This window comes from Streptomyces sp. JLBJ103 (genome assembly GCF_058215575.1).
Map to the genome: position 1 here is coordinate 8,098,628 of NZ_CM177089.1, position 26,644 is coordinate 8,125,271.

6 protein-coding genes are annotated in these 26,644 nt (G+C 70.1%); 1 reads left to right on the plus strand and 5 read right to left on the minus strand.

All coding sequences use genetic code 11. The features are described 5' to 3' along the window. Positions 1–20: 20 nt before the first annotated feature. The 3 genes from AC4BEG_RS34470 to AC4BEG_RS34480 all read right to left on the minus strand — a co-directional run bounded on the left by AC4BEG_RS34470 (position 21) and on the right by AC4BEG_RS34480 (position 21,662). Entirely contained in the window at positions 21–6,665 is a 6,645-nt protein-coding gene (locus AC4BEG_RS34470; protein ID WP_490703597.1) for an SDR family NAD(P)-dependent oxidoreductase, read from the minus strand. 47 nt (positions 6,666–6,712) lie between these two features. Then, on the minus strand, positions 6,713–20,995 hold the full coding sequence (locus tag AC4BEG_RS34475; RefSeq protein ID WP_490703598.1) for a type I polyketide synthase: 14,283 nt from the start codon (positions 20,993–20,995) through the stop codon (positions 6,713–6,715). Between the two features lie 115 nt (positions 20,996–21,110). Beyond that, positions 21,111–21,662 carry a hypothetical protein gene (locus AC4BEG_RS34480; RefSeq protein WP_490703599.1) on the minus strand — a complete coding sequence of 184 codons (552 nt, stop codon included), beginning with the start codon at positions 21,660–21,662 and terminating at the stop codon, positions 21,111–21,113. Between the two features lie 292 nt (positions 21,663–21,954). Here AC4BEG_RS34480 and AC4BEG_RS34485 point away from each other — a divergent pair, with 292 nt between their 5' ends. Further along, positions 21,955–23,424: a M28 family peptidase gene (locus AC4BEG_RS34485; protein ID WP_490703600.1), complete on the plus strand. Its 1,470-nt coding sequence runs from the start codon at positions 21,955–21,957 to the stop codon at positions 23,422–23,424. Positions 23,425–23,489: 65 nt separating this feature from the next. Here the strand turns inward: AC4BEG_RS34485 and AC4BEG_RS34490 are convergent, their stop codons facing one another. Together AC4BEG_RS34490 and AC4BEG_RS34495 are read right to left on the minus strand one after the other, a co-directional pair. Continuing rightward, positions 23,490–25,535, minus strand: a complete 2,046-nt coding sequence (locus AC4BEG_RS34490) for a M6 family metalloprotease domain-containing protein (RefSeq protein WP_490703601.1) — start codon at positions 25,533–25,535, stop codon at positions 23,490–23,492. A 142-nt stretch (positions 25,536–25,677) separates the two neighbouring features. After that, positions 25,678–26,499, minus strand: a complete 822-nt coding sequence (locus AC4BEG_RS34495; protein ID WP_490703602.1) for a hypothetical protein — start codon at positions 26,497–26,499, stop codon at positions 25,678–25,680. Positions 26,500–26,644: the final 145 nt, after the last annotated feature.

Consider the following 26,644-nt stretch of genomic DNA (forward strand, 5'->3'; position numbering starts at 1 on the left):
ATCGTTGCGGCCGTCGTGAGTCATCGGAGACTGTCGTCGGAGGGGACACACAGTTCGTGGTCGAGCACGTGGAACAACTCCTCGTCGCTGGCCGACCCCAGATCCTGCTGGCCGTTCGCCGGGTCCGCGCTGCTGGGACCGCCGTCCACCGTGCGCAGCAGCCTCCGCAGCCGGGACGCGATCCGCGCCCGCTGCTCCCGGTCCCCGAGCACCGAATCCACGGCCGCCTCGACGGCGTCGAGATCGGCGAGCAGCGCCTCGCACACCGTCCCGGCGGCCGGTGCCAGCAGGTCTCGCAGCAACCGGACCACGGCGGTGGGAGTGGGGTGGTCGAAGACCAGGGTGGCGGGCAGCCGGAGGCCGGTGGCGGCGCCGAGCCGGTTCCGCAGCTCCACGGCGGTCAGGGAGTCGAAGCCGAGCTCCCGGAAGTTCTGCGTGGGGTGAACGGATTCCGCCGAACCATGCCCCAGGACCGTCGCGGTGTGCGCCCGCACCAGCTTCAGCAGCGCCTGCTGCCGGTCCTCCTCCGTCATCGCGGCGAACACCTCCGCCGACCCCGCACCGGACACCGCCCCCGACACGACGACACCGGTGGCTGCCTGCGGCGTGCCGCGCACCAGGCTCCGGAAGACGGCCGGAAGGTCATCGGCCCCGCCCCGACCGCGCAGGGCGGCCAGGTCCAGCCGGATGGGCGCCAGTGTGGGCAGACCGCTGGTCAGGGCGGCATCGAGCAGCGCCAAGCCCTCCTCGGTGCCCAACCCCACCATTCCGGCCCGCGCCAGCCGCGCTCGGTCGGCGTCCGTCATCCCCCCGGTCATCCCCGTCGCCTGCGCCCAGTAGCCCCAGGCCAGCGAGGTTGCGGGCAGCCCCTGGGCATGGCGGTGATGGGCGAGGGCGTCCAGGAACGCGTTGGCCGCCGAGTAGTTTCCCTGCCCCGCCGCGCCGAGCAGCCCGGCCGCCGCGGAGAACAGCACAAACGCCGACAGCCCCAGATCGCGGGTGAGTTCGTGCAGATGCCATGCCGCGTCGGCCTTCCCCCGCAGCACGGCGGCCAGTTGCTCGGGAGTGAGTGCCTCGACGGTGGCGTCGTGCAGCAACCCGGCCGCGTGCACGACCGCGGTCAGCGGATGCCGACGGGGTACCCCCTCCAGCAACGTGGCCAGGGCCGTCCGGTCGGCGATGTCACACCTCGCGACCGTCACCTCGGCGCCGAGTCCGGTCAGCTCCGCGACCAGCTCGGTGGCGCCCGGAGCGTCCGGTCCGCGGCGGCTGACCAGGAGCAGCCGCCGCACTCCGTGACAGGCCACCAGATGGCGTGCGGTGGCGGCGCCGAGCGTGCCCGTACCGCCGGTGATGAGTACGGTCCCGTCCGGGTCGAGGGCGGTCGGGATGGTCAGCACGATCTTTCCGATGTGGCGTGCCTGGCTGAAGTGCCGGAACGCCTCGGGGGCCCGGCGGATGTCCCACACCGTGGTCGGCAGCGGTTGCAGAATGCCGTCCTCGAACATGGCCGACAGCTCGGCCAGCATCCGCTGGATACGGTCCGGACCGGCGCCGCTGACGAGGTCGAACGCACGGTAGGTGACCCCGGGATACTCGTTGCCGACCTGCTCGGGGTCGCGGATGTCGGTCCGGCCCATGTCGATGAAGCGCCCGTCCGGAGCCAGCAGCCGCAGCGACGCGTCGGTGAAGTCGGCGGCCAGGGAGTTGAGCACCACATCGACGGATCCCGCGGCGTCGCGCACCCGCTCCTCGAAGTCCAGACTGCGGGACGAGGCGATATGCGCGTCGTCGAAGCCACGTCCGCGCAGCGCATGCCACTTCCCCGGACTGGCGGTGGCAAAGACCTCGGCCTGCCAGTGGCGGGCCAGCTGTACGGCGGCCAGGCCGACACCGCCGGTGGCCGCGTGCAGCAGCAGCTTCTCCCCGGCGCGCAGCCCGGCGAGATCGGCGAGGCCGTAGTAGGCGGTGAGGAACGCCGACGGGGTGGTGGCCGCCTGGGCGTACGACCACCCGGGCGGGATAGGCGTGATCAGACGGCTGTCGGTGATGACCAGCGGGCCGGTGCCATTGAACAGCCCCATGACCCGGTCGCCCACGGTGAACCGGTCGGTGTCCGGCCCCACTTCCACGACCAGCCCCGCGCCGTCGCCGCCGAGTGGACGGGGGTCCTCGACCATACCCAGCGCCACGACCACGTCATGGAAGTTCACCCCGCCCGCGCGCAGCGCCACCCGCACCTCCCCGGGTCCCAGCGGGCGGGTGTTCTCCGGGCAGTCGACCAGCGCCAGATGATCCAGACTGCCGTGCCCGGTGAGCCCAAGACGCCATGCGGCCGAACCCTCCGGCGAGGAAAGCCGCTGTGCGGCGTCGTCCTGGATGAGGCGTGGTACGTACAACACACCGTCGCGGAGGGCGATTTGCGGTTCGCCGGAGGCCGCTGCCTTGGCCACCGCCTCGAGCGAGGTGTCCTGGCCGTCGAGGTCGAGCAGCAGCAGCCGTCCCGGGCTCTCCGACTGGGCACTGCGTACCAGGCCCCATACGGCGGCGCCGCACAGATCGCGGACGTCGTCGTGGCGCTGGGTGGCCACCGCGCCGTGCGTGACGACGGCCAGCCGGGTGTCCGCCAGTTCGGGTGCGGCCAGGAAGTCCTGCACCAGCGACAGAACGGTGGCGGTGAGGGTGTGGGTGTCCGCGATGGGCCCGTCTTCGCCACTGGGAACGGTGCAGCAGGCGAACACCACGTCGGGTGCCGGAGCTCCGTCCGCCACGGCCGTCCGTAGCGCGGTGAGGTCCGGATAACACGGCCCCTCGGGCAGCGCGGTGGCGGGCGGACGGCCGTCGGATCCGAGGATGGCCGAACGGAGGGCGGAGGAGCTCGCGGCCGCCGATACCCGCTCCCACAGCAGCTGGAACAGTGTGTTCCGGCCCGTTGAACGCGTCCGGCCCAGCTGACCGTCCGCCACCGGACGCAGCACCAGCTCGTCCACCGTGACCACCGGTGCGCCGACCGGGTCGGCGGCGGTCAGGGAGAGCCGGTCCGCCGCGGTGGGGGTGAGCCGGATCCGCAGCGTATCCGCACCGGTCGCCCGCAGCCGCAGACCGCTCCACGAGAAGGGGAGCAGAACCCGGTGTGCCTCCTCGGAAGCGGGGTCGACGGCGAGGGCACGGACATGCAGGGCCGCGTCGAGCAGCGCGGGGTGGATGCCGTAGGCGGTGGCGTGGGCACGCTCCTCCTCGGGCAGGGCCACCTCGGCGTAGAGCCGGTCGCCGAGGCGCCATGCGGCGGTGAGGCCCTGGAAGGACGGACCGTAGCCATAGCCGTGGTCGTCCAGACCGCGGTAGAAGTCCGCCACGGGCAGCGGTGTGGCGCCCTGAGGCGGCCAGACACGGCTCATCCCGGCGGGGTCGACAGAATCGGATTCGCCAGTGTCGGTGTCGGTGGTGTCGGTCGCGGACGAGGCGGTGAGCACACCCGTCGCATGCCGTGTCCAGACCGCGTCGCCGCTGTCGTCCGCCGGACGGGAGTGAATGGTCAGCCCCCGGTCACCGGTGGCCTCGGGGGCGGCGACCGCGATCTGCACATCGACCGCCTCGCCCTCCGCGATCACCAGCGGTGCGTACAGTGTCAGCTCCGACACCCCGTCACAGCCGGTCCGGGCGGCGGTGTGCAGCGCCAGTTCGGCGAAGGCCGTCCCCGGGAGCAGTACGGTGTCCAGCACCCGGTGATCATTCAGCCAGGGGTGGGTGCGCGGGGAGAGCCGGCCGGTCAGCAGATGTGTTCCGCCCTCGGCGAGTTCCACGGCGGCGCCGAGCAGCGGATGCCCGGCCGCCACCAGACCGAGGTCGCCGGGATCATCGCCCTGGCCACCACGGCCCTCCAGCCAGTACCGCTCGCGCTGGAAGGCGTACGTCGGCAGATTCACCACGGGCGGGGCCGGGTCGGTACCGAACCAGCGGGTCCAGTCCACCTCGACCCCCGCCGCGAACGCCTGCGCCACCGAGCGCATCAGCTGTGTGCGGTCGCCGTGGTCTCGGCGGAGGGTCGGGACCGCTGCGGCTGCGATACCCGCTTCCTCGAAGCTCTCCTGCAATCCGATGGTGAGGACGGGGTGGGTGCTGGCCTCGATGAACACGCGGTGGCCGTCGTCGAGCAGTGCCCGCACCGCGTCCGCGAACCGCACTCGCTCCCGCAGATTCTGCACCCAGTAAGCGGTGTCCAGCCCGCTGGTGTCCATGCGCCGGGCGGTCACGGTGGAGTAGAACGCCGCCTCCGCCTGGACCGGCTCGATACCCGCCAGGACTTCCCGTAGCTCATCGGCTATGTCGTCGACTTGGGCGCTGTGGGAGGCGTAGTCGACGTCGATGAGCCGTGCGCGGTGGCCTGCTTTCTCGCTGGTGGTCACGGTGTGTGTGACCTGTTCCGGGGGGCCGGATACCACGATCGACCTGGGTCCGTTGATGGCGGCGATGCCTACTGCTTCGGTGTGTTTGCCGCATTCTGTGAGCAGGTTTTCGGCTTGTTCCTGGTTCATGCTGAGGGAGGCCATTGCTCCGTTGCCGGTGAGGCGGCGGAGTGCTTTGCTGCGGAGGGCGACGATGCGGGCGCCTTCGTCGAGGGAGAGTGCTCCGGCGACGCATGCGGCGGCGATTTCGCCTTGGCTGTGGCCGATGACGGCGGTGGGGGTGATGCCGTAGTCGTCCCAGACGGCGGCCAGGGAGACCATGACGGCCCAGAGGACGGGTTGGACGACGTCGACTCGGCTGAGGTCGGCGGTGTTGACACCGTCGCGGAGGACGTCGGTGAGGGACCAGTCGACGAAGGGGGCGAGGGCTTGTTCGCAGTCGGCCACCCGGGCGGCGAAGACGGGGGAGGCGTCGAGCAGTCCGGCGCCCATACCCACCCACTGCGACCCCTGCCCCGGAAACACCAGCACCGGGCCGACGCCGCCCGCGCCCGGACCTCCCACCGCCGCCGTACCGCCCGGCTCGACCACCTCAGGGTGGGTCTCTCCGGCGGCCAGGGCCTTCAGCCCGGCCATCAGCTCCTCGCGGTTCTCACCGATGACCACGGCGCGGTGGTCGAACACCGACCGGGTGCTGATCAGCGACCAGCCCACCGCCGCGGGCGACAAGTCCGCGTCGCGCGCCACCCGCTCGGCCAGCGCCGCCGCCTGACCCCGCAGCGCCACACCGGTACGCCCCGACACCACCCACGGCACCACACCGCCCGCGCCATCGTGCTGCGACACGTTCTCGGACGAAGACACCTCGGGCGTTGCGGGCGCCTGCTCCAGAATCAGATGTGCGTTGGTCCCGGAGATGCCGAAGGCCGACACCCCGGCCCGTCGTGGGCGTTCGCCCTCCGGCCACGGGAGGGCCTCCGCCAGCAGTCGCACCTCACCGGCGCTCCAATCCGCGTGCGGGGTGGGCTCGTCGATGTGCAGTGAGGCGGGCAGCAACCCGTGCCGCATCGCCATCACCATCTTGATCACGCTCGCCGCGCCCGCGGCGGCCTGGGTGTGGCCGAGGTTGGACTTGATCGACCCCAGCCACAGCGGCCGGTCCTCCGCCCGCCCCTGCCCGTAGGTGGCCAGCAGCGCCTGGGCCTCGATCGGATCGCCCAGGGTGGTTCCCGTGCCGTGTCCCTCCACCGCGTCCACCTCGGCGGTCGACAGCCGGGCGTTGGCGAGCGCCTGCCGGATCACCCGTTGCTGGGAAGGCCCGTTGGGCGCGGTCAGGCCGTTGCTTGCACCGTCCTGATTGACGGCGGAGCCGCGGATCATACCCAGCACACGATGGCCACGGCGCTGCGCGTCACGGAGCCGCGCCAGCACAACAAGCCCGGCACCCTCGCCCCAGCCCGTACCGTCCGCGGCGGCCGCGAAGGGCTTGCACCGGCCGTCCGGGGCCATCCCCCGCTGCCGCGAGAACTCGATGAACGCGCCCGGTGTGGCCATCACGGCCACACCACCGGCCAGCGCCAGATCGCATTCGCCGTTGCGCAGCGCCTGACACGCCAGATGGATGGCCACCAGCGAGGAGGAACACGCGGTGTCCACCGTGACCGCGGGCCCCTCCAGACCGAGCGTGTACGCCACCCGGCCGGACACCACACTGCCGAGGTTCCCGGCCCCGACGTAGCCCTCCACCTCGCTGGTGATATTGCCGATGACCGACAGGTAGTCATGAGAGCCCACCCCGGCGAACACGCCGGTGTTGCTGCCGCTCAGGGCACGGCGGTTGAGCCCGGCCCGCTCGAACGCCTCCCACGCGGTCTCCAGCAGCACCCGCTGCTGGGGGTCCATGGCCAGCGCCTCGCGCGGACTGATGTCGAAGAACGCCGCGTCGAACTCGGTCGCGTCGTGGCAGAAGCCGCCCTGGTCCACATAGGACTTCCCGTACCGCTCGGGATCCGGGTCGTACAGCTCCTCGGTGGCCCACCCTCGGTCCGTGGGAAACGCGGAAATCGCGTCATCGCCGTCCCGCACCAGCCGCCACAGCTCCTCGGGTGACCGCACTCCGCCCGGATAGCGGCAGGCCATCCCGACAATGGCGATGGGTTCCGGCTCGGCGGACTCGACCTCGCGCAGCCGCTCACGGGTCTGGCGCAGCTCAGCGGTGACCCACTTGAGGTGGTCGAGCAGCTTCTCTTCATTCGACATCTAGCTGGGGCTCCTTGGCGCGGCGCGGAGGGTGGAGGTCATCGGGCTCACGACTTCCCGAACTCGTCGGAGATGAGCTCGAAGATGTCTTCTGCCGTCGCTGTCTCGAGTGCGCTGTGCGTCGTGGACCGCTCGGGCGCGCGGTCCGTGTCGTCCCACTTGGCGAGCAGCAGATGCAGCCGTCCGGCGATCCTCCGACGGGCCGACGCGTTCAACCCCGATGGCTTCGACACGGCGTCCCACCGGTCGAGCTCCGACAGCAGCCGTCCCTCGGACGACACCTCGGCGTCGACGAGCCGCTCACGCAGGAAGTCAGCCATCTCCTTGGGCGTCGGGTGGTCGAAGATGAGGGTGGGCGGAAGGTCGACGCCGGTGGTGGCCGAGAGCCGGGTGCCGAACTCGACCGCGGTGAGGGAGTCGAAGCCGAGCTCCTGGAAGGGCTGGGACGGCGGAACGGCATCGATACCGGAATGGCCGAGGATGGCCGCGGCATGCGTCTGGATATGGCGCAGCAGAAGGTGGTGCTGCTGGGCGAGGGTGCCCTCGGCGAGCTGCTGCCGGAGCGCGCTGGAGGCGGCAGAGGAGTCCGCGGTCTCGGCGTTCGGCGGAGCGCTGGGTGACAGCGAGGAGAGGAGCGGACTGGGGCGCTGTGCGGTGAAACCGGCCGGGAACGTCCGCCAGTCGATGTCCGCGATCGTGACGGTGGTGTCGCCCTGGTCGAGTGCGCACTGAAGGGACTTGATTGCCAGATCGGTGGTCAGCGGCCTCATCCCGCGCCGGTGGTAGTACTCGGTGACGGCGTCGTCCGCCGCCATGCCCGCCTCGCTCCACGGAGCCCAGGCGAGACTGGTGGCCGGAAGGCCCTGGGCGTGGCGGTGTTCGGCGAGGGCGTCGAGATACGCGTTGGCGGCGGCGTAGGACGCCTGACGGCTGCCGCCCCAGGCGGCGGCACCGGAGGAGAAGAGCACGAACGCGGAGAGGTCCAAGTCCGCCGTGAGCTCATGGAGATGCGTGGCCGCGAGCGACTTGGGCCGCAGCACATCGTCGACATGAGCGAGGTCGAGCTCCGCCAGTGGCGCGTTCTCGGGGATGCCGGAAGCATGGATGACGGTGGTGAGGGGGTGTTCGGCGGGGATGGTGTCGAGAAGGGCACGGAGGGCGTCGCGGTCGGAGACGTCGCAGGCGGTGATGGTGACGTCGGTGCCGAATGAGGTGAGCTCCTCGGTGAGTCCGATGGCGCCGGGGGCATCCGGACCGCTGCGACTGACGAGCTGAAGACGAGGCGCGCCGTGGGCGGCCAGCCAGCGGGCGACATGAGCGCCGAGACCACCGGTGCCGCCGGTGATGAGGGTCGTACCGGATGGCCGCCAACCGGTGGTCGGCGGGACGGTGGCCGGGACGTGTTCAAGACGGCGGGCGAACGCACCGGAGCGGATGGCGATCTGGTCCTCGGACCGGCCCTCGGCCAGGCGCCTCGCGATACGAGCCGGGGTCTCGGCATCGATCGCCGTCGGAAGATCGATGAGCCCGCCCCACAGCCGGGGGTGCTCCAGCGCGGCAACGCGGCCGAATCCCCAGATCTGTGCCTGATGGGGATGGGGGAGCGGATCGGAGGCGCCGGTCGCCACGGCTCCCTGCGTGAGACACCACAGTGGCCCGGTGTCCTCGGCCGCGCTGAGGGCTTGGACGAGGGCGGTGGTGGCGGCCAGCCCGATGGGCACGGATGGATGGTGGGGATGGGGCGACTCGTCCAGCGCGAGCAGACTCAGGATTCCCGAGGTTGTGAACTCCGCCGTCGTGGAGATGAGTTGCCGTGCCAGGTCGTCGCGGTGCAGGGCCGTGCCGTTGACGGCCAGCGTCTCGTGGGCCGCACCATGGGCATGGAGCGCTTGGGTGGTGGCGTGGACAGTCGGGTGGTCCTCCAGTCCCGAGGGGACGATGATCAGCCAGGTACCGGTGAGTGCCGGAGCGGTGGCGGGCTCCGGCAGGCGCTGCCAGGCGATGCGGTAGCGCCAGGAGTCGATGGTGCTCTGTTCGCGGTGTCGGCGTCGCCAGGTCGAGAGAACGGGGAGGGCGGGCAGCAGGGCGTCGATGCCGGGGCTGTCCTTGTCGAGCCGGAGGGCGGTGGTGAGGGTGCCGACGTCCTGTTCTTCGATGGCGTGCCAGAGCTCCGCCTCGGCCGAGTCTCCATGGCTCGCGCCATCGTTGGTGACAGGGCGGGTGGGCGGTGCCAGCCAGAAACGCTGGTGCTGGAAGGCGTATGTCGGCAGGTCGATCACCCGGGGGGTGGGATCCGCCGGGTACCAAGCGGTCCAGTCGATGGTTGTGTTGGTGGTGGTGTGGAGTTGGGCGAGTGTGTGGGTGAGGGCGTGGGTGTCGGGTTGTTTGCGGGTGAGGGTTGCGGTGACCAGGGGCGTGGGATGGTCGTTCGCGAGGTGGTGGAGGGTGTGTTGGGTGGCGGTGGTGAGGATGGGGTCGGGGCCGATTTCGAGGAAGGTGGTGGTTTGTGGGGCGATGTGGGTGATGGCGGGGTGGAAGTGGACGGGTTGGCGGATGTGCTGGGCCCAGTAGTCGGGGGTGGTGATGGAGTCGTCGGCGGGTTGGCCGGTGAGGTTGCTGATGAGGGGGATGGTGGGTGGGTGGTAGGTCAGTTCGGTGATGGCTTGGGTGAATGGTGTGAGGATGGGTTCCATCTGGGGGGAGTGGAAGGCGTGGCTGACGCTGAGTGTTCGGGTCTTGCGGCCGCGTTCCGCCCACGCCGCGCTGATGGCGTTCACCAGTTCTTCGGGTCCTGAGATCACCGTGTTGCCAGGGGTGTTGAGGGCGGCGATGCTGACTTGTCCGTCGGTTTGGGCGAGGTCGTGGGTGAGTTCGTCGGGGGTGGCGGCGATGGTGGTCATGGTTCCGCCGGTGGGGAGTTGGCCCATGAGGGTGGCGCGTGCGGCGACGAGTCGGCAGGCGTCGGGGAGGTCGAAGACCCCGGCGATGTGTGCTGCGGCGATTTCGCCGATGGAGTGGCCGATCACCGCGTCCGGGTGGACACCGACCGAGGCGAGCAGCCTCGCCAACGCGATATGCAGCGCGAACAGCCCCGCCTGCGCATACGTCGTGTGATCCAGGAGCTGAGCGTCTTCGGGGCCGCTACTGAAGACCAGCTCTTGGAGTGGACGATCGAGGTGGGGGTCGAGGAGTGCGCAGACCTCGTCGAAGGCTTCGGCGAAGACGGGGAAACGGGCGTACAGTCCGGCGCCCATGCCCGGCCGCTGGCTGCCCTGGCCGCTGAAGAGGAACACGGTGTGGCCCGTCCTGGGCATGACTTTCGCCGGGCTTACCACCCCCGGGTGCGGTTCACCGGTGGCCAGCGCCTCCAGGCCGGCCAGCAGCTCATCGCGTTCCGACCCGATCACCACGGCCCGGTGGTCGAACTGCGACCGAGAGGTGAGCAGAGACCAACCCACCTCGACCGGTGCCGCCTCCGGGGCATGACTCAGCAGTCCGGCGAGCGCGGCCGCCTGCCCGCGCAACGCCCGGTCGCTCTGGGCGGACAGCAGCCATGGCACGCCACCGATAGGTGTGGTTGCGGGGGCGGCCCCGTGGGGTTCCCGGGATCCAGGGGCCTGTTCAAGGATCAGGTGGGCATTGGTGCCACTGATGCCGAAGGAGGACACACCCGCCCGGCGTGGCCGTTCGCGCTCGGGCCAGGGCGTGGCCTCGCTGAGCAGCTGTACATCGCCCGCGTTCCAGTCCACATGGGGGCTGGGCTCATCGATATGGAGGGACGCGGGCAGCAGGCCGTGGCGCATCGCCATCACCATCTTGATGACGCCCGCCACTCCGGCGGCGGCCTGGGTGTGGCCGATGTTGGATTTGATGGAACCCAGCAACAGAGGTTGGCCGTCGCCCCGCTGCTGACCGTAGGTGGCCAGCAGCGCTTGGGCCTCGATGGGGTCGCCGAGGGTGGTGCCGGTGCCGTGTGCTTCGACGGCGTCCACGTCGGCGGGGGCGAGCTGGGCGTTGGCGAGTGCCTGGCGGATCACCCGTTGCTGGGAGGGCCCGTTGGGCGCGGTCAGGCCATTGCTGGTGCCGTCCTGGTTGACCGCCGAACCGCGGACGAGAGCCAGTACGCGGTGGCCGTTGCGCCGAGCGTCCGACAGCCGCTCCAGCAGCACCAGACCGACACCCTCACCCCACACCATGCCGTCGGCGGCCGAGGCGAACGGTTTACAGCGGGCGTCGGAGGCCAGCCCTCGCTGCCGGGAGAACTCGATGAACGCGCCCGGAGTGGCCATCACCGTGACTCCGCCCGCCAGGGCGAGCGCACATTCGCCCTGGCGCAGCGCCTGGGCGGCCAGATGCATCGCCACCAGCGATGAGGAGCACGCGGTGTCCACCGTGACCGCGGGCCCCTCCAGACCGAACGAGTACGCCACCCGACCCGACACCACACTGCCGATGTTCCCCGTGGCGACGTAGCCCTCGACATCACTCGCCGTGTCACCGGTGAGCGAGAGATAGTCCTGCGATGTCACACCCGCGAAGACACCGGTGTCGCTGCCGTTGAGCGTGTCCCGGTCCAGGCCCGCGTGTTCGAAGGTCTCCCAGGCGGCCTCCAGGAGCAGCCGCTGCTGGGGGTCCATGGCGAGTGCTTCCCGCGGGCTGATGCCGAAGAAGGCGGCGTCGAACTCGCCCGCGTCGTAGAGGAACCCGCCCTCTCGGACGTAGCTCGTACCCAGGTGCTCGGGGTCGGGATGGAAGAGCGCGTCCAGCTCCCAGTGGCGATCAGTGGGCATCTCCCCGATGGCGTCACGGCTTGCCACCACCAGATCCCACAGGTCCTTCGGGCTACGGGCGCCGCCGGGGAAGCGGCAGCCCATGCCCACGATGGCGATCGGTTCGTCGAGGGCGGCCACGGTGGGGGTATGCGGAGCGACGGCCGTCTGCCCGCCGGTGAGTTCGGTGCGCAGGTACGCGGTCAGGGCGTCGGGTGTCGGGTGGTCGAAGACCAGGGTGGGTGGCAGCTCGACGCCGGTGACGGTGGTGAGTTGATCGCGCAGCTCGACCGCGGTGAGGGAGTCGAAGCCGAGCTCCTGGAAAGGCTGGGCGGGCGGAATGGCGTCCGGTCCGGCATGACCGAGGATCGTGGCTGCCAGGAACTGGATCCGGTGCAGGAGGAGTTGGTGTTGTTCGGCCGCAGTGCAGCCGCTGAGCTGCTGAAGCAGCGGGGTGGCGGTCGCTCCGCCCTGGGGATCGGCCAGGCCGCCGGTGGCCGGGATGAGCTCGGAGAGCAGGGGGCTGGGGCGCTGAGCGGTGAAGGTGACGGGGAACGTCGCCCAGTCGATATCCGCGATGATCACGGTGGTGTCGCGGTGATTGAGCGCGTGATGCAGCGATGCGAGGGCCAGCTCCGGGCTGAGCGGCGACAGCCCACGTCGGCTGTAGAAGGAGCGGGCCGTTTCATCGGCGGCCATGCCTGCGTCGCTCCAGGGGCCCCAGGCGATGCTGGTGGCGGGCAACCCCCGGGCGTGGCGGTGTTCGACGAGGGCGTCGAGATAGGTGTTCGCCGCGGCATAGGCGCCTTGTCGGCTGCCGCCCCAGGCGGCGGCACCGGACGAGAACAGCACAAACGCGGAGAGGTCCAGATCCTGGGTGAGTTCATGCAGATGGGTCGCGGCCAGCGCCTTGGGGCCCAGAACATGCTGCAACCGGTCCGGTCCGAGATCGGCCAGAAGCTCGGTGTCGGATGTCCCGGCGGCGTGGATGACGGTGGTGAGGGGGTGTTCGGTGGGGATGGTGTCGAGGAGTTCGCGGAGGGTGTCGCGGTGGGAGACGTCGCAGGCGGTGATGGTGATGTCGGTGCCGAGTGCGGTGAGTTCTTGGGTGAGTTGGGGGGCGCCGGGTGCGTCGGGTCCGCTGCGGCTGACGAGGTGGAGTCGGGGTGCGCCGTGGTGGGCGAGATAGCGGGCGATCTGTGCGCCGAGGCCGCCGGTGCCGCCGGTGATCAGGGTGGTGCCGGACGGCTGCCAGGTGATGGGCGCCGTGAAAGGTGTGGTGGCGTGGCTGAGACGGCGGGCGAAGCAGCCGGTGGTGCGGATCGCCACCTGGTCCTCCGGTTGGCCGGGGGCGAGGAGCGTGGCCAGACGGCGGGCGGTGTGATGGTCGATGACGGTCGGGACATCGATCAGACCGCCCCAGCTTCGGGGGTGTTCCAGGGCGGCCGTACGGCCCAGCCCCCAGATCTGTGACTGGAGTGGGTGGGGCAGCGGTTCCCCGGGGACCACGGCTACGGCCCCTTGGGTGAGGCACCACAGGGGCGCGGCGATCTCGGTGTCGCCCAAAGCCTGTAGGAGTGTGAGGGTGGCGGCGAGCCCGGCGGGCACGGCGGGGTGGTCCGGATGCGGCTCCTGGGCGAGCGCGAGCAGGCTCACTACCCCGGCGATGTCGGCGCCTGAGACTGACGAGCCGAGTTGGTGTCCCAGCGTGTCCCGGGCGGCGCTGTCGGGCTCGATGGTGTGGGGGAGAGGAGTGGCGCCATGGGTGGTAAGGGCCTGCGTCACGGTTCGTACGGTGGGATGGTCCGCGTGGCCTACGGGGATGATCAGCAGCCAGGTGCCGTAGAGCGCCGGAGGCGTGGACTGTTCGGAGAGATGCTTCCACGTGGCCCGATACCGCCAGGAACCGATGACCGACTGCTCACGGTGGTGCCGCCGCCAGGCCGACAGGGTCGGCAAGACCGCGCCCAGCATGGTCCGCTGATCCGTGGGGGAGTCGAGTGTCGCCGCAAGTGCCTCGAGGTCCTCGCGCTCCACGGCCTCCCAGAACTCCCGGTCGGCCGACGCCGCCGAGTCGGGGGCGGCCGTGCCCGTCGAGGAGGCGGCCAGCCAGAAGCGCCGGTGCTGGAAGGCGTATGTCGGCAGGTCGATCACCCGGGGGGTGGGATCCGCCGGGTACCAGCGGGTCCAGTCGATGTCCGTGCCGGTGGTGGTGTGGAGGCGGGCGAGTGCGTGGGTCAGTGCGTAGGTGTCGGGCTGCTTCCGGGTGAGGACCGCTGTCACCAGGGGCGTGGGATGGTCGTTCGCGAGGTGGTGGAGGGTGTGTTGGGTGGCGGTGGTGAGGATGGGGTCGGGGCCGATTTCGAGGAAGGTGGTGGTTTGTGGGGCGATGTGGGTGATGGCGGGGTGGAAGTGGACGGGTTGGCGGATGTGCTGGGCCCAGTAGTCGGGGGTGGTGATGGAGTCGTCGGCGGGTTGGCCGGTGAGGTTGCTGATGAGGGGGATGGTGGGTGGGTGGTAGGTCAGTTCGGTGATGGCTTGGGTGAATGGTGTGAGGATGGGTTCCATCTGGGGGGAGTGGAAGGCGTGGCTGACGCTGAGTGTTCGGGTCTTGCGGCCGCGTTCTGCCCACGCCGCGCTGATGGCGTTCACCAGTTCTTCGGGTCCTGAGATCACCGTGTTGCCAGGGGTGTTGAGGGCGGCGATGCTGACTTGTCCGTCGGTTTGGGCGAGGTCGTGGGTGAGTTCGTCGGGGGTGGCGGCGATGGTGGTCATGGTTCCGCCGGTGGGGAGTTGGCCCATGAGGGTGGCGCGTGCGGCGACGAGTCGGCAGGCGTCGGGGAGGTCGAAGACCCCGGCGATGTGTGCTGCGGCGATCTCGCCGATGGAGTGGCCGATCACCGCGTCCGGGTGGACACCGACTGAGGCGAGCAGCCTCGCCAACGCGATGTGCAGCGCGAACAGCCCCGCCTGCGCATACGTCGTATGGTTGAGCAACCCGGTCCGCTCGGTGTCGAGGTCGAACACAACCTGTCGTAGCGGCTGTTCGAGGTGGGGGTCGAGGAGTGCGCAGACTTCGTCGAAGGCTTCGGCGAAGACGGGGAAGCGGTCGTAGAGTCCGGCGCCCATGCCCGGCCGCTGGCTGCCCTGGCCGCTGAAGAGGAACACCGTGTGGCCCGCGCCGGCCACGGCCTCGCCCGGCCCCACAACACCCGGGTGCGGTTCACCGGCGGCCAGCGCCTCCAGGCCCGCCAGCAGCTCATCGCGCTCCGTCCCCACCATCACGGCCCGGTGGTCGAACAGCGTCCGCGAGGTGAGCAGCGACCACCCCACCTCGGTCGGCGCCATCTCCGGGGCGTTGTTCACCCGCCTGGCCAGCGCCGCCGCCTGGTCCCGCAACGCCTCCGCGCTCCGCGCCGACACCACCCACGGCACCGGCCCGGCCGGTGGCCCGTCGCCCATCAGTTCCGTCGCGACCGGCTCGGACACCTCGGGGGACTGCTCAACGATGACATGGGCGTTGGTGCCGCTGATGCCGAAGGACGAGACCCCCGCCCGGCGCGGCCGTTCGCTCCGGGGCCAAGGTGTCGCCTCGGTCAGCAGTCGCACCTCGCCCGCGTTCCAGTCCACATGGGGGCTGGGCTCATCGATGTGCAGCGAGGCGGGCAGCAGGCCATGCCGCAGGGCCATCACCATCTTGATGACGCCCGCCACACCCGCGGCGGCCTGGGTGTGCCCGATGTTGGACTTGATCGAGCCGAGCCACAACGGCTGCCCGTCCTGCCGTTCCTGGCCGTAGGTGGCCAGCAGCGCCTGAGCCTCGATCGGGTCGCCCAGCGTGGTCCCCGTGCCATGGCCCTCCACCACGTCGACCTCGGCGGGGGACAGCCGTGCGTTGGCGAGTGCCTGGTGGATCACCCGCTGCTGTGACGGGCCGTTGGGCGCCGTCAGGCCATTGCTGGTGCCGTCCTGGTTGACCGCCGAACCCCGGAGCACCGCCAGCACCCGGTGGCCGTTGCGCCGTGCGTCGGACAGCCGCTCCAACAGCAGCAGACCGGCGCCCTCGCCCCAGCCGGTGCCGTCGGCCGCCGCCGCGAACGGCTTGCAGCGGCCGTCGGCGGCCAGCCCGCGCTGCCGCGAGAACTCGATGAAGGTGGTCGGGGTGGCCATCACGGTCACACCACCGGCCAGGGCCAGGGTGCATTCGCCCTGCCGCAGCGCCTGGGCGGCCAGATGCATGGCCACCAGCGACGACGAGCACGCGGTGTCCACCGTCACCGCGGGCCCCTCCAGGCCGAACGAGTACGCCACGCGCCCGGACATGACGCTCGGGGTTCCGCCCGCCAGCAGATAGCCCTCGACCTCTTCCGCCGAGGAGCTCCCGGCCGCGCCGTACCCCTGGTAGGTGCCACCGGTGAACACACCGGTGCTGCTGCCGTGGAGCGTGTCCCGGTCCAGGCCCGCGCTCTCGAAGGTCTCCCAGGCGGCCTCCAGGAGCAGCCGCTGTTGGGGGTCCATGGCGAGTGCTTCACGCGGGCTGATGCCGAAGAAGGCGGCGTCGAACTCGCCCGCGTCGTAGAGGAATCCGCCCTCGCGCGCGTAGCTGGTGCCCAGACGATCCGGGTCGGGGTGGAAGAGGGTGTCCAGGTCCCAATGGCGGTCGGTGGGCATCTCCGCGATGGCGTCCCGGCCCGTGGAGACCAGTTCCCACAGCCCCTCCGGTGAACTCACCCCGCCCGGGTAGCGGCACGCCATGCCGACGATCGCGATCGGTTCGTCGTCCGTGACCGCCGACGGCGTATGCGTACTGACGGCCGTCTTCTGGCCCATGAGTTCGGCGCGCAGATATGTGGCGAGGGCGCTCGGCGTGGGGTGGTCGAAGACCAGCGCGGGTGCGAGGCTCAGCCCGGTGGCGGCCGTGAGCTGATTCCGGAGTTCGACGGCGGTCAGCGAGTCGAAGCCGAGTTCCTGGAAGGGCTGGGCGGGCGCGATCGCGTCGATGCCGCTGTGGCCGAGGATGGTGGCCGCGAGTGTCTGGATATGCCGGACGAGGATCTGGAGCTGCTGATCGGCGGTGGCGGCGTCGAGCTGGTGCCGCAGCGGACTGTCCACGGCTGTGCCGTCGGCTGTACTCGGCGATGCGGGCTGCTCCCCATCGGACGTGGTGAGCCGGGCCAGCAGCGGACTCGGCCGTTGTGCCGTGAACGCCCCCGCGAACCGGTTCCAGTCGACATCGGCGATCGTGACGGCCGTGTCGTTCTGCGTCAGGGCATGGTGCAGGGATTTCAGGGCGAGGTCGGTGCCAAGGGGTGAGAGACCGCGTCGCTTGAGGTGTGTGAGGGCCGTTTGGTCGGCGGCCATCCCGGCGTCGCTCCAGGGGCCCCAGGCCAGGCTGGTGGCGGGCAACCCCCGGGCGCGGCGGTGTTCGGCGAGGGCGTCGAGGTAGGTGTTCGCCGCGGCGTAGGCGGCCTGCTGACCACTGCCCCAGGTGGCCGAGTTCGACGAGAAGAGGACGAAGGCGGTGAGTTCGTGGTCCTGAGTGAGCTCATGGAGATGGGCGGCGGCCTGCGCCTTCGACCGCAGAACACGTTCGAGCTCCGCGGGGGACAGCTCGGCGATCGGAGCCAGCTCCATCGTCCCCGCGGCGTGGATGACGGTGGTCAGGGGGTGTTCGGTGGGGATGGTGTCGAGGAGTTCGCGGAGGGTGTCGCGGTGGGAGACGTCGCAGGCGGTGATGGTGATGTCGGTGCCGAGTGCGGTGAGTTCTTGGGTGAGTTGGGGGGCGCCGGGTGCGTCGGGTCCGCTGCGGCTGACGAGGTGGAGTCGGGGTGCGCCGTGGTGGGCGAGATAGCGGGCGATCTGTGCGCCGAGGCCGCCGGTGCCGCCGGTGATCAGGGTGGTGCCGGACGGTTGCCAGGTCGTGGGTGCCGTGGATGTCGTGGCCGGTGTGGTGGCGTGGCTGAGACGGCGGGCGAAGCTGCCCGACGCGCGGATGGCGACCTGGTCCTCGGGCTGACCGGACACCAGCAGCGCGGCGAGACGGCTCGCCGTCTGATGGCCGATCGTCATGGGCAGGTCGATGAGACCGCCCCAACGCCGAGGATGCTCGAGGGCGGCCACTCGCCCCAGCCCCCAGATCTGTGTCTGACCGGGGTGCGGGAGAACGTCGCCATTCCGGGTGGCGACGGCGCCCTGCGTGAGGCACCACAGCGGTGCGGCGATCCCGGCGTCGCCGAGCGCCTGGATGAGCGCCGTCGTCGCGGCGACTCCGGTGGCTACCGCGGGGTATGCGGCGTGCGGCACTTGGTCGAGCGCGAGCAGATTGAGGATTCCCGAGAGCGGTGTGTCCTCGGCCAGTTGGGCGAGCTGTTCCGCCAGATCCGCGCGCTCGACCTCCTGGGAGTTGAGCGGGAGGGCGAGCGTGGTGGCGCCGTGGGAGTGCAGGGCCTGCACGGCGGCCCGGACCGCGATGTGTTCCGCACCGTCGGCGGGCATCACCACCAGCCAGGTGCCGGTCAGCTCCGCGGTGTCCGGCTCGGGCAGCTGCTGCCAGGTGACCCGGTAGCGCCAGGAGTCGATGACGGTCTGCTCGCGATGCCGACGCCGCCAAGCCGAGAGAACGGGGAGGGCGGGCAGCAGGGCGTCGATGCCGGGACTGTCCTCGTCAAGCCCGAGGGTGGACTTCAAGGTGTCCACGTCGAGCTCTTCGATGGCGTGCCAGAGCTGCGCCTCGGCCGGATCCTCGCCCGTACAGCCACCTCCGCCGGCCCGTGCGGTGGGCTGCGCCAGCCAGAAACGCTGGTGCTGGAACGCGTATGTCGGCAGGTCGATCACCCGGGGGGTGGGATCCGCCGGGTACCAGCGGGTCCAGTCGATGTCCGTGCCGGTAGTGGTGTGGAGGCGGGCGAGTGCGTGGGTCAGTGCGTAGGTGTCGGGCTGCTTCCGGGTGAGGACCGCTGTCACCAGGGGCGTGGGATGGTCGTTCGCGAGGTGGTGGAGGGTGTGTTGGGTGGCGGTGGTGAGGATGGGGTCGGGGCCGATTTCGAGGAAGGTGGTGGTTTGTGGGGCGATGTGGGTGATGGCGGGGTGGAAGTGGACGGGTTGGCGGATGTGCTGGGCCCAGTAGTCGGGGGTGGTGATGGAGTCGTCGGCGGGTTGGCCGGTGAGGTTGCTGATGAGGGGGATGGTGGGTGGGTGGTAGGTCAGTTCGGTGATGGCTTGGGTGAATGGTGTGAGGATGGGTTCCATCTGGGGGGAGTGGAAGGCGTGGCTGACGCTGAGTGTTCGGGTCTTGCGGCCGCGTTCTGCCCACGCCGCGCTGATGGCGTTCACCAGTTCTTCGGGTCCTGAGATCACCGTGTTGCCAGGGGTGTTGAGGGCGGCGATGCTGACTTGTCCGTCGGTTTGGGCGAGGTCGTGGGTGAGTTCGTCGGGGGTGGCGGCGATGGTGGTCATGGTTCCGCCGGTGGGGAGTTGGCCCATGAGGGTGGCGCGTGCGGCGACGAGTCGGCAGGCGTCGGGGAGGTCGAAGACCCCGGCGATGTGTGCTGCGGCGATCTCGCCGATGGAGTGGCCGATCACCGCGTCCGGGTGGACACCGACCGAGGCGAGCAGCCTCGCCAACGCGATATGCAGCGCGAACAGCCCCGCCTGCGCATACGTCGTGTGATCCAGCAGATCCGCCTGCTCCGTGCCATCGCTGAAGACCACATCGCGCAGTGCATGCTCCAGATGCGGATCGAGGAGCGCACACACTTCGTCGAAGGCTTCGGTGAAGACGGGGAAGCGGTCGTAGAGTCCGGCGCCCATGCCCGGCCGCTGGCTGCCCTGGCCGCTGAACAGGAACACCGTGTGGCCCGCGCCGGCCACGGCCTCGCCCGGCCCCACGACGCCCGGGTGCGGTTCACCGGCGGCCAGTGCCTCCAGACCCGCCAGCAGCTCTCCACGCTCCGTCCCCACCATCACGGCCCGGTGGTCGAACAACGTCCGCGAGGTCAGCAGCGACCAGCCCACCTCTGCCGCGCCCACATCGGCATCGCCGTCCTCGACCCGCCTGGCCAGCGCCGCCGCCTGGTCCCGCAACGCCTCCGCGCTCCGCGCCGACACCACCCACGGCACCGGCCCGGCCGGTGGTCCCGCGTTCACCGGCTTCGCCTCGTCCGCGTCGGTCGGCTCGGGAGCCTGCTCCAGGATCAGGTGGGCGTTGGTACCGGAGATACCGAAGGAGGACACCCCCGCCCGGCGCGGATGGCCGGCCCGCGTCCATGGTGCGGCCTCGGCGAGCAGCCGGATGTGCCCGGCCGTCCAGTCCACATGCGGGGTCGGCTGATCGATGTGCAGTGAGGCGGGCAGCAGCTCATGCCGCATCGCCATCACCATCTTGATCACGCCCGCCGCGCCCGCGGCCATCTGTGCGTGGCCGATGTTCGACTTGATGGATCCCAGCAACAGCGGTCGGCCGTCGGGGCGTTCCTGGCCGTAGGTGGCCAGCAGCGCCTGGGCCTCGATCGGGTCGCCCAGCGTGGTCCCGGTGCCGTGTGCCTCGACCGCGTCCACTTCCGACGGCGACAGCCGGGCGTTCTCGAGTGCCTGCCGGATCACCCGCTGCTGCGACGGGCCGTTGGGTGCCGTCAGACCGTTGCTCGCACCGTCCTGGTTGACGGCCGTGCCCCGGATCACGGTCAGTACCCGGTGGCCGTTGCGCCGTGCGTCGGACAGCCGCTCCAGCAGCAGTACGCCGATGCCCTCGGACAGCGTCATTCCGTCGCTGTCGGCTGAGAACGCCTTGGACCGGCCGTCCGGGGCGAGGCCGCGCAGCTCGCTGAAGCCGATGAACGGGGCCGTCGAGGACATCACGGCGACACCGCCCGCCAGGGCGAGTTGGCATTCGCCCTGCCGGATCGACTGGCACGCCAGATGCATGGCCACCAGCGACGAGGAACACGCGGTGTCCACCGTCACCGCGGCGCCCTCGAGACCCAGGGTGTACGCCACCCGGCCGGACACCACACTGGCCGAGTTGCCGATCGTGAAGTATCCGGCGGAGCCCTCGGGCACCTGCGAGACGTCCGAGCAGTAGTCGAGGTGGTCACAGCCGATGAAGGTGCCGGTGCGGCTGCCCCGCAGCGATTCAGGATCGATACCGGCGTACTCGATGGCCTCCCACGACGCTTCCAGGGCCAGCCGCTGCTGCGGTGCCATCCCCAGTGCCTCGCGCGGGCTGATGCCGAAGAAAGCGGCGTCGAATCCGGCGGGGTCGTCGATGAAGCCGCCCTCGCGGCAATAGCTGGTGCCCGGGTGTTCCGGGTCGGGGTGGAAGAGGTTGTCCAGGTCCCAGTTGCGGTTCGTCGGCAGCTCGGTGATGGCGTCCCGCTCGGCGGCGACCAGCTCCCACAGTTCCTCGGGGGACCGTACGCCCCCGGGGAATCGACAGGACATCCCGACAATGGCGACCGGCTCGGATCCGGCCGACTCGGCGTCCTTCAGACGGCGCTGAGTCTGACGCAGGTCCGCCGTGACGCGCTTCAGGTAGTCGAGAAGCCTCTCTTCGTTGTTCGCCATTGGCGGCGTACCCACTTCCCTCGACGAGAACCGGCGACCTCATGTCTCGTTGGACGGGCCGAACGAGCTGCAGAACGTGCCCGGTCAGGGCCGGACGTATGGCCCGTCCGGTGCTTTACCGACGGTGGCAGTCGTAGCTTCCCCGCAGCACGGTTCCATCGGGAAAGGTGAAACTCGTGTTGTCCCTGAAATGTCCAGGACCGAGGATCTGGTAATCGTCGACCAGACCCAGTTTGATTCCCTCGGTGTTGCCGTCGGCGTCCGGAGTCACCACCTGGCTGAGCGGGCCCTTGAACATGAGATGCCCGTTCTTCCAGCCCGGGGAGGAGTAATTGCCGGACGAGCCCCAGTTGTCGTGGTACTGGTTGATGAAGGTTTTGTCGACGGGATTCCAACCGAAGGAGGAACGTCCGGCGACTTTTCCGGGTTCCAGGGTGGCGTCGGTGTAGTAGTAATGGCCTCCCATGGCCTTCTTCGTGGTCATGCGCAGCACCGCCGGCTTTCCGCCCGGCGGCGGTGTGTAGTCACAGGTGTACGTGCCGAGCAGAAAGTCCAGATCGCGCATCTGGGGCGGCGCGGGCAGCGGATTGGTGGACCGCGGCGGCTCCTTTCCCTGGGGGTCGGGTTCGGCGTTCACCGGGCTCATGGTGAGCGCGACCACGCTCACGGCGGCCAGACCGACCATACCGACGGGGACGCGTCGCCGGATCCGCCTCGCCCCGCGCGCCGGGGGAAGCGGATCCTGTCCTTCTGTTCTGTGGGTACGCACACTCAACTCCACCGGTAATCGAGGCCTGACCTTCGGTCCAGCGCCCGGCGGATCAGCGGGCGCCGATACGGCGACCATCATTTGCGTCCGCACTAAAGGTGATCTAACGCGCCGCTAGGTCCTTCGCCTTAGTCCAGCTTTAGTGATATCGCGGACCATGAACCGGACGTTCGCGATAAGGAGGATGGCGATGGGCGACTCTGGCGGACTGGGTGAGTCCTCGGTCACACATGGCTGGCCGGCCCTGGAAAAGTACATCGACCGGGCACCCAGCTCGAAGGAGATGATGACCTGGATCGAATCGATCGTCAGCCAGGGTATTCGCCGGGCGGGTTATCCGGCCGACAGCTGGACCGAGGAGTGGGCCGCCGACCAGTTCCGGGAGACGGGGCTCGAGGACGTCCGGCTGGAGCCGTTGGACACACCGATCTGGCGACCGCGATCCGCCACCTTTGAGCTATGGCCGGTGGACCGTCCCGATGACGTCATCCGCTTCTCCGGGCTCGCCCTGCCGTACACCACCCCCACCGAGGGGACCGAGGGACACCTCATCCGCATGGGGGACGGGGAGGAGGGGGAGCTGCGCGGCCGTATCGCCGTACAGGAGATCGGCTTCACCCGGCTTCCGCAGACGGAGGTGCAGGCCCGGGCCACCGACTGTTACGACCCCGAGGGTGTGTTTCCCGATCTCGTCCAGACCGTCCCGTTCGACCTTCCGCATGTGCTGGACTTCGACATCGCCATCAAGGACGGCGCGACCGCCTATGTCGGACTGCTCACCGGACTGCCCTGGGAGACCAGTGACTTCTACTGGCCCTACGACGCGGAGCGGCGGTCGATCCCCGGGATCTGGCTGAGCGGGGAGGACGGGGCGAAGGTCCGTGAGCTGATGGCGTCCGGTGAGTGCGAGGGGCGGATCGTCTCCGATGCCACGATCACCGAGGAGACCACCCACAATGTGGTGGGAACACTTCCCGGAGCCTCGGACCACTGGGTCATCGTCGGCTCCCACCACGACGGTCCGTGGGCCTCCGCGGTCGAGGACGCCTCCGGTGTCGCCCTCGTCCTGGCGCAGGCCACGTTCTGGGCCTCGGTGCCGCGGGAACTGAGGCCGCACAACATGCTGTTCGTGCTGACCTCCGGCCACATGGCGGGTGCCGCGGGTACCCAGGCTTTCATCGCGGCGCATCCCGAGCTGTTCCCCAAGGTCGTCCTGGAGATGCATCTGGAGCACGCCGCGCGGGAGGCGGTGGTGGTCGACGGGGAGGTCGTGCCCACCGACGATCCCGAGGTGCGCTGGTGGTTCACCACCCAGGCGCCGCGGCTGGAGCGGCTGGTGGCCGAGTCCATCGCGGCGGAGGACCTGCGGCGTTCATGGATCCTGTCGCCGACCGCCTTCGCGCCCAACCCCGCGACCGATGGCGCGTACTTCTACTACACCGGGGTGCCGCTGGTGCAGCTGATCACCACGCCGATGTACATCTTCGATCCGCGGGACACCCCGGACAAGGTCGATCAGCAGAGCCTGGTGCCCCTCACCATGGGGGCGGCACGGATCATCGCCGGGACCGTCGGCTGTGAACCGGACACTCTCCGGGTGCCGATCGAGAACGCACAGGCCACGACGGACACCTCGGACACCAGGGACACGACGGAGTAGCGCCGTGCAGATGAGAGGACGGCTCGCCGGGATCCGGCGGGCCGTCCTCCCCCCATGCGCAGTCTCTAGCGGCCCGACGCCGTCAGTGCGCAGCGGGCCGTGGCGGTCTTGCGGGGGTCGCTTTCGGAACGGGCGGTGAGGAGCACCTTGCCGTGCCGGTCGGCGCCCTTCTTCGCGGTCACGGCCACCTCCACGTCCACCGAGGTTCCGGCCTCGGCGGTGGTGAGCCGGTTGGGCAGCCAGGCCGACCAGCCCCGCCCGGCGGCCGTGGCCGACAGCCGGTACACATCGGAGGTGGTGGAGGCGCTGGTGTTCCCGGGCCGATCACCCTTTTCGGCCGTGGTGTCGCCGGTGTTGGCGAGGGCGAAGGTGCACCGGGCCCGGCCCTCGGACGGCTTGCCCGTCGCCTGGCCACGGCCTACGGCCAGCCCACGCCGCTGTGTCCCGTCGCCGTCGAGGGAGCGGACGGCCACGGTGTACGAGAGCACCCCGGACCGGTTCCGGTGCGGATCGAGGACGTAGAAGTGCAGCCGGTTGGCCTTGTCGATGTACTCGTACTTGCTGCCGGAGTCGGCCCCGGCGTGGAAGAGCGCGTCGCTGAGCTGGCGGTAGTCCCCCATGGTGATCTTCTGCGGGGTGCCGTCGGGGCGCTTGAAGTCCACCAGGTCGATGTCCTCGGGATGCGCGTCGATGACCCAGGCGAACGGTGCCCTGTCCTGTTCCTTGGTCTTGCTGAGCAGCACTCCGTGGTCCGGGGTGAAGGAGTCCATGCCCATCCGGTCCACGACCTCGAGGGTGTAGTGGTCGTAGCCGCCGCCGTCGCACAGCGGATCGGTGTCGCGGTCGCAGGGCGGGGAGAGGTCCTTGTCCATGGCGATGGTGACACCGGACAGCCCCTTCTTCCCCGGTGGGGCGGAGCGCGCGGTGACCCGGGCGGTGATGAGCCCGGAGTCCTTCAGGGCGGCACGGTCCAGCCGCAGGACATTGCGCTCGTCCACGATGCCCAGCTTCAGCTTGTCGCGCAGCACATGCTGGGCGCCCATCGAAGCGCCCGCGGTGGCGGGGATCCGCCAGCGGGTGTGCGGACCTCCGGGGCCGTTGAACGAGCCCCGGGAGAGCATCCCCCAGATACCGGTGTAGGCGCGGCTGAGCGGGGTGCCGTACGGGTTGTTGTAGTTGTCCCCGATGCCCAGGATGTGGCTCAACTCATGGGCGTAGACGGCCATGCCGGAGCTCTCGGCCTGGAGGGACGAACCGTCCGCGGCGTTCGGCCAGATACGGGCGGCGGCCTGCCAGGAGGTCCAGGGGACATAACGGGTCGTGGCCGCGTTGTTCCCGGTGGGGATCGGCGGGCCCCACACCGCGGGGACGTCGCCCGCGCTCGCGAACTTCATCTGGCCGAACTCCTGCCAGGTGGAGGACTCGTCCTCCCCGGCGGTGAGATAGAAGACGAAGTCGAACTTCCCCGCCTCGTCGGAGCCGATGTCGCCGGTCCAGGCCGCCTTGGCGTCGGCGCGGATGTCCTTGCCACAGCTGTCTCCGGCAGGGCAGGCGCCCGGGTTCATCCCGTTCTCGACGCCGTACTGATACGACTTCCAGGGCATGCGGTACACCCCGAAGGCGGTCAGATCGACACCGATGCGTCCGCCAGAGTCCTCCATCCAGTACTCGTTGATGGTGTGACCGTGGTTCAGCGGGCCTGGCTTGTTGAGGAAGTCCCGGTAGAAGCCGGGGAGGCGGTCACGGGGGATACCGGCGGCGGTGGGCTGCGGATTGCCGAACCGGTTCGATCCGGCCGGTTTGCTGACCGTGAACTCCTCGTCGGGGTAGTCCAGGAGGACCAGGGCGCCCTTGAAGGTGCGCTGGGTGGGCTCGACCGACGGATCGGCCCAGTCGGTGCCGGGGACCGCGCGGTAGTCGGCCCAGGTCATATCGTCCGGGTTGCGCCAGTTCTGGGGGTCGATCGGCTGGACCAGCGGTGGTCCGGTGGGCCGAGCCGACGGTGTGCCGTCCGCGGTGGCGCGGGCGGGTCCGGCGGCGACGGCCGCCAGAGTGGCGAGGGCGGTGGCGACGAGCGTTAAGCGGCGGGCTCGTCTTCGGCGGAGAAACAAGGCTCACCTCTTGTCGGGCGTCTTGGGGCTCAGACATGACAAGCCGTGCGAACGGTATGCCTACCGCTGCCCAAGGTAAGCCGGTGGAGGGGGTGGCGCCAGAGTGCCGCTGTGACGTCTGCCCAGGATGCCCGCCCCGGGATCACACCGGCCGCAGCCGCCGGATGCGGTCCAGGTCCCCGGCGAGCAGATCGTCGTGTGCCAGGGCGAAGTCCCCGTTGGGCAGCGCGTCCTGGCCGAAATAGGCGCCCATCACCGTGTCGGGGAGAAACCGCCGCAGCTCATGGCGCATCCCCGCGGGATAGTCGACGGGTTCGCCCCAGCCCTCCGGAGCCTCGTCGGTACCGAACAGCACCCAGTGGTCCACCGACACCTCGGCGTCCAGATCGGGCGGCCCGCCGGTGTGGCAGTCCAGCGCGGGCAGGGTCAACTGGTCCGGCTCCAGCGGCTCGTACCACATCAGCAGGGGCTTGGCGCGCTGTGCGTCGGCGTTGTCGAAGCAGCACACCGCGATGGTGTGGCATGGGTACCGCTCCGCGTAGAACTCCAGCAGCCGCGGATCGATCCGGGGCCGCTTGCGGGGCGCCACCTGGTACAGCGCTTCGGTGATGGCGATGGGATCGCGGGCGAGCAGCACCGTGTAGACGTCGTGGTCGAACACCTCCACCACGGGCGCGGGGCCCCGGCTCATCCAGATCATCTCCGAGGGCGCGGCCACCGGGACCGGACGCACCGCGTCCACCATGCGCTTCAGGATGTCGTCGGAGCTCCCCGCCGACAGGAAGTTCTGCCGGGTCATGGGGAGGGCGGGCAGATGCAGCAGCATCGCGTTGGGCCCGGTGGCCAGATTGACCGCGGTGTTCTGATAGCCCAGCACATGGATCAGACCGTGCTCCGGGTGGTGACGGCGCCCCGCGTACACCGTGGTGCCGGAGAACCTGGCCGGGGCCATCGAGATACACATGCGGGCCACGCTACCCACACGGCGGTGGGGCCGGCGCACCGGGACGCCCGCGGTGGGGGCGGGCCATGCGGGCGTTGGGGGCGAAGCGGACGCGGATCGCCCCCGTGCGGCGTTCCGTACCCGTAGACGGCTGCCGGGCGGGCGA